Here is a 5,121-nt window from a genome sequence, read left to right on the forward strand (position 1 = left end):
CACCGATGCCCTGCCTGGCGGGTATGAGCGCGGAGGCGTCCTGACGCCGGCCACCGGGCTCGGTGAGGTACTCGTTGAACGACTGCGCGAGGCGGGAATGATCATTGAAATAAACACCGCTTGATTGTAGGCCACAGAAACCTGTGCTCCGCAAGTATTCTCGGCCTTTTAATTTCGTTGGACCTCGCGATGAGTCATGCCCGCGGCGGGAAAATGAATAGCTCCCACATGCGGGAAACGTTAACAGCTTTCGCCTCCGGGACAAGACTGCGTTTTGCCCTAATATTCAGGTAGACTTACGAATTCGCGACACAGAAGTTTTACTGCTTGGATAAAGGGGGAGGGTACGGCAGTATTCGAGTGGCGTACAGCGATCACAAGATAGCCGCGAGCGAAAGCCTGGGGCCGGGTTGAATCAGGTTGGTAGTTCCACCATTTCCCGCACGTTCCCGCGCACATCCCCAACGCCAGAGTGGAACCGCCGGTCCTGGGCATGGATGGTCATGGGCAATCCGCGTTCTGGCGTCAGCACGATACTCGCCGCGCGATTGATAACGACGTTTGGCACGCATTGGAGCCGGAACCGCTGCATGAGCAGTGCGAGCACGATTTTTATCTCTTGCAGGGCGAACTGCCAGCCGATGCACATACGCGGACCGGCGCTGAAGGGGTTGTACTCAAAAATCGAGGGGTGGCTACTATCCCAGCGTCGGGGACGAAAGCGTGTAGGTTCCGCAAAGATCTCCGGCATACGGTGGGTATGATAGATGCTCACGAACACTTCCGTTCCGGCCGGCAGGCCGTAGCCGCAGAACTGGGTCGGCTGCGAGGTCACTCTGCCGTTAAACACGGCGGGCGTGAACATGCGCAGGCTCTCCTTGACGACCTGGTCGAGGAACGGTAACTGTTCCAGTTGCGCCAACGTGGGCGCTGCCCCGTGTAACACTGATTCGAGTTCGTCCACCAAATCAGCCGCAACGCCCGGATGTTGGGATAGTAAGAACAACGTCCAGGTGAGCGCGTTAGCGGTGGTCTCATGACCTGCGAGGAAAAAGACGTTTGTGTGCCCGATCAATTCGTCTTCACTCAGCGCAAGCCCGCTCTCGCTATCGCGCGCTTGTAGCAGGATGGAGAGCATGTCGTCGCCTTCACGACCCGCCTGGCACTTCTGTTCAATAATGCGGCGCATCTCGGTATCTAATACACCGATCAAAGTGAGGAATCGATGGAAGGGTAAGCCTGGGACGTCATAGGGTAAAAGTCGGCTCAAGGGATGAACGAGTGCGTTGAATGCCGTTTGGAGCAGCGGGCCGATTCTGCGACCACGCTCACCTATATCCGCACCGAACAGGGTGCGCGTGGCGATACGCATGGTGAGAACCCGTAGTTCCTGCATCATGTTACGTTGCTCGCCGGTACGCCAGACATCGAGGCACGATTCGGTAACCTCGACCATGGTGTCGAGATAGGAGCCCACCCGCCTGGTGTGGAAGGCGGGCATGACCAGCCGGCGATGCTCGCGGTGTTCCTCTAAGTTGATCCCGAATAGCCCCACTGCGAAATGTCTGAGCGGTGCCGTGCGCTTCGAACGGTCCTTCAACCGATACCTTGGGCCAGAGAGTGGATACTTGAAATAGATATCGTGCTGCGTGCTGGCCGCGCGTGTGGCCTCGGGACCGTAAGCGAGGACCGTAGCGGGGCAATCGTCGAGGGGGGAATAGAGATTGGTCTTGGCACCCTTCGCGAGCACGACCACCTGACCGTAGCGCCCGAAGAGCCGTCCAGCATGCCCGAGGGGGTCGCGGCCGAATTGCAGCATGTTGGCCCAACGTCCAAGGATAGGGGCAGGCGGGGGCCCCGGAATACCCAGGTGTTGTCCCAACGTGTGATGCATGGCGAGGGCCTTCATAACTTGCTAGCGTTGCTCATGTCACGAATATTTGGCACAAAATGCTCCGGCAATTCGACACCGCCGACCGATATTTCCTAAGAGTACCACAGCGAGGTGAGTCAAGGCGGGTACCTGCGCGGTAAGCAGATCGGAACCGGCAGATGGAAGCTAACTTTTTAGCCCGATGCGGTGCTAGTCTTTGTGACCTCAAAGATTTCGGATTGCACGCAGCCATACGCGAGCCGATTTGAAGTCCGGACAAGCCCCCGCGACAAGCTTCCAGAACTTCGGCGAGTGGTCCATCCGCTTCAGGTGCATCAGCTCGTGGATCATCACGTAGTCGCGGACTGAATCTGGCATCTGCACAAGGCGCCAGTTCAGACAGATACGGCCCTTCCGGGAGCACGAGCCCCACCGCCAGCGTTGGTTGCGGACGCTGATCCGAGTGACCGTAAGGCCGTGCAGGGCGGCTAGTTCCAGAAGGCGGGCGGGGAGCTCGCGCTTCGCGCGGTCTCGGAGTTCGCGCTCGACTGCCGACGATATCGTCGTGGGTTTCGGACGCAGGCGCTCCTGCTCACGCCGTTGCTGCTGCTTCTGTATCCAGGCTCGCTCCCGGTCCGCGAATGCCGCAGCCTCGCGCTTCGAGCCCCACCGCGGAATGGTCACCCGGACCGTTCCATCGTCGGCCACACGAATCACATATCTGCGCGCGCGTGGATGGCGAACAAAGACGAAGGCGGGTTCGAATGGCAGCGATGGCTGACGGTCCGGCTCAAGCCGGACACTACGATAGATCAGCGATGGGCACATGCCGGAGGATACGGACGCGCTCAGTCGCAACAGGCCGACGCCTTCGATCCGCTGCGAGGCCGCGACGGCATCGGCTTTGTCGATCTCAGACAGGCTTTACGGCACTCGATTTTATCCGGCCGACGTGATGCAGTCAAAGATGACTCGCCTGCAGTTCTAGCGCCCTAAGCCGCGCCCGAGCGACCGCATGTTTCCATCCCGCGTAAAGCGCATCGCGCCGGTCCTGAGAGATCGCGGCCTCAAAGCGTCGCTCGGGGCGCCAGCCCACCGCGATTTCCTCTGTGCTTTCGAACAACCCCGTGGCGAGCCCGGCAAAATAGGCCGCCCCAAGCGCCGTCGTCTCAGTGATGGCGGTACGCGCCACCGGGATCCCGAGCAAATCGGCCTGAAGCTGCAGAAAGAAGTCGTTGCGCGCCATGCCTCCGTCTACGCGCAGCTCGGAGAGCGGCGTGCCGGCATCCGCTTGCATGGACTCGACAACGTCGCGGGTCTGATAGCACGCCGCCTCCAGCACGGCGCGCGCGAGGTGGGCGCGCCCCGTCCCGCGCGTGAGGCCCGTGAGAGTGCCACGTGCCTCGGGGTCCCAGTAGGGTGCCCCCAATCCCACGAAGGCCGGGACTATATACACCCCGCCATTGTCCGGGACCGAGCGGGCCAGGGCCTCGGTCTCGGCCGCATCGCGGATGAGCCCGAGACCGTCACGCAGCCACTGCACGGCCGCCCCGGTCACGAAGATGCTGCCTTCGAGGGCATAGGTGGGCCGCGCTCCAACGCCCAACTGCCAGGCGACGGTGGTCAAGAGCCGGTGGCGCGAGGCGATCGGAGTGTGGCCCGTGTTCATGAGGAGGAACGCGCCGGTGCCGTAGGTGTTCTTGACCATGCCGGGGTCGAAGCAGGCCTGGCCGAAGGTCGCGGCCTGCTGATCGCCCGCCATCCCGCCAATCGGAATGGGCGCACCGAAGAGCCCCGCCTCTGTATCGCCGAAGACATGGGCGCTCGGCCGCACTTCGGGGAGCAGCGAGCGCGGGATCTCAAAGAGTCGTAGCAGCTCCTCGTCCCAGGCTAGGGTGTGGATGTTGAAGAGCAGGGTGCGGGCGGCGTTCGAGCAATCGGTGGCGTGCACCGCGCCGCCCGTGAGCCGAAAGAGCAGGAAGCTGTCGACCGTCCCGAAGCAGAGCTCCCCGCGCTCGGCCCGGGCGCGCGCGCCCGGCACCTGGTCGAGCAACCAGGCGAGCTTCGTGGCACTGAAATAGGGGTCGAGGAGGAGCCCGGTCTTGTCCCGGACCATGGGCTCGAGACCCGCCGCCCGCAGGCGCTCGCAGTGCCCCGTCGTGCGGCGGTCCTGCCAGACGATGGCCTTCGCGAGCGGCCGGCCACTTGTCCGCTCCCAGAGCAGGGTCGTCTCGCGCTGGTCGGTGATCCCGATAGCCGCGACCTCGCGTGCGCTCACTCGGGCCTCGGCCAGCACCTGGCGGGCCGTCCGGAGCTGGGTCTGCCAGAGCAGCTCGGGATCGTGCTCGACCCAGCCCGGCTGCGGATAGTCCTGGAGATGCTCCTCCTGGGCCATCCCCAGCAAGGCCGCGTGCTCGTCGAAGAGTAAGGCGCGGGAGCTGGTCGTACCTTGGTCGAGGGCGAGGAGGTAGCGCATGGCCTTTATGCTACAGTGTCGGGGCGTGTGGCCGCCAATCGGGATCGTCATCGCCCATCGCGGGGCGAGCGGCTATCTCCCCGAGCACACCCTCATGGCCTACGCCATGGCCATCGAGCAGGACGCCGATTTCATCGAGCCCAACGTCGTCATCACCAAGAACGGTGTGCTCATCGCGCGCCATGAAAACGAGATCGGGGGCACGACCGATGTTGCCTCTCGTCCCGAATTCGCCGATCGCAGGACCGAGAAGTCCATCGACGGCGAGCCGGTAACCGGCTGGTTCGCGGAGGACTTCACACTCGCCGAGGTCAAAACGCTCCGCGCGAGAGAACGGCTCCCGGAACTCCGGCCCGACAACACGCGCTTCGACGGGATCTTCGAGATCCCCACCTTCGAGGAGATCCTAAACCTCGTCCGGGCGATGAACGAGCGGCGGGCCCGTGACGCCCTGCGCCTCGGCATGTGATCAGGTGTCACCGTAGAATTCGCTCAGCGCATCAAGGCCAACGTGCGACGCGCAACCGGCCGTCTTGCTCCATTGGGATCACACCCAACAAGCTCCTCGCCAAGCTCGCCTCGGAGCTGCAGGAACCGGACGGATTGACGGTATTTTCCGATGCGGATCTCCCCACCCGGTACCTTGGGAAGACCATCGGTATCAAACTCCGCTATGATGATTTCCGGACAGTGACCCGCGACGTCACGCGAGAGCAAGCGACGACGGATCCGGAGACCATCCGAGCTGCAGCGCGAACATGTCTCAAGCGGG

4 protein-coding genes and 2 pseudogenes are annotated in these 5,121 nt (G+C 62.7%); 3 read left to right on the forward strand and 3 right to left on the reverse strand.

Annotation, left to right across the window (positions count from 1 at the left end; translation table 11 throughout):
• Positions 1-415: 415 nt before the first annotated feature.
• Together M3436_19085 and M3436_19090 are read right to left on the reverse strand one after the other, a co-directional pair.
• Positions 416-1,909 carry a cytochrome P450 gene (locus tag M3436_19085; GenBank protein MDQ3566097.1) on the reverse strand — a complete coding sequence of 498 codons (1,494 nt, stop codon included), beginning with the start codon at positions 1,907-1,909 and terminating at the stop codon, positions 416-418.
• A 189-nt stretch (positions 1,910-2,098) separates the two neighbouring features.
• Complete coding sequence (locus tag M3436_19090; GenBank protein MDQ3566098.1) at positions 2,099-2,581, reverse strand: M48 family metallopeptidase; 483 nt, start codon at positions 2,579-2,581, stop codon at positions 2,099-2,101.
• A 27-nt stretch (positions 2,582-2,608) separates the two neighbouring features.
• Here M3436_19090 and M3436_19095 point away from each other — a divergent pair, with 27 nt between their 5' ends.
• Entirely contained in the window at positions 2,609-2,869 is a 261-nt protein-coding gene (locus tag M3436_19095) for a hypothetical protein (protein ID MDQ3566099.1), read from the forward strand.
• Here the strand turns inward: M3436_19095 and glpK are convergent.
• On the reverse strand, positions 2,835-4,349 hold the full coding sequence (glpK, locus tag M3436_19100) for a glycerol kinase GlpK (GenBank protein MDQ3566100.1): 1,515 nt from the start codon (positions 4,347-4,349) through the stop codon (positions 2,835-2,837). The genes M3436_19095 and glpK overlap by 35 nt on opposite strands.
• Here glpK and M3436_19105 point away from each other — a divergent pair.
• Together M3436_19105 and M3436_19110 are read left to right on the forward strand one after the other, a co-directional pair.
• Positions 4,348-4,773: pseudogene (locus M3436_19105) on the forward strand (glycerophosphodiester phosphodiesterase). The gene glpK and the pseudogene M3436_19105 overlap by 2 nt on opposite strands.
• Positions 4,774-4,845: 72 nt before the next feature.
• A pseudogene (locus M3436_19110) lies at positions 4,846-5,121 on the forward strand (DNA polymerase IV).

Source organism: Pseudomonadota bacterium (assembly GCA_030859565.1).
In the GTDB taxonomy this organism is placed as follows: domain Bacteria; phylum Pseudomonadota; class Gammaproteobacteria; order JACCXJ01; family JACCXJ01; genus USCg-Taylor.

Coding starts and splice junctions, on each gene's coding strand:
- M3436_19085 (MDQ3566097.1), bottom strand. CDS start 1,909: ATGAAGGCCCTCGCCATGCATCACACGTTGGGACAACACCTGGGTATT.
- M3436_19095 (MDQ3566099.1), top strand. CDS start 2,609: ATGGCGAACAAAGACGAAGGCGGGTTCGAATGGCAGCGATGGCTGACG.
- glpK (MDQ3566100.1), bottom strand. CDS start 4,349: ATGCGCTACCTCCTCGCCCTCGACCAAGGTACGACCAGCTCCCGCGCC.